The 266-nt window shown below is 60.9% G+C and carries 1 protein-coding gene; it reads left to right on the top strand.

Going from position 1 to position 266, the window contains the following annotated elements:
- The coding region (gene orn, locus N7568_RS23880; protein WP_261612174.1) for an oligoribonuclease at window positions 1-245 on the top strand (245 nt) is incomplete at its 5' end.
- Window positions 246-266: the final 21 nt, after the last annotated feature.

Below are 266 nucleotides of genomic sequence, written 5' to 3'. Positions count from 1 at the left end.
AATCGCCGATGTGCGGCAACACCATCAGCCAGGACCGCCGTTTCATGTTTGCGTACATGCCGCGCCTAGAACAGGTCTTCCATTACCGCAACCTGGACGTCAGCACGCTCAAGGAATTGGCGCGCCGCTGGGCCCCCGCCGTCTACAAGGGATTCGAGAAAAAGAGCCGCCACGAAGCGCTGGCCGACATCTACGAGTCCATCGACGAACTCAAGTATTACCGCGAGCATTTCCTGAAGGTCTGAGACCGGCGGCGGGCCGCCGGG

The organism is Paenarthrobacter aurescens (assembly GCF_025421775.1).
Lineage (GTDB): Bacteria > Actinomycetota > Actinomycetes > Actinomycetales > Micrococcaceae > Arthrobacter > Arthrobacter aurescens_B.
This window is presented reverse-complemented; position numbering and strand designations above follow the sequence as displayed.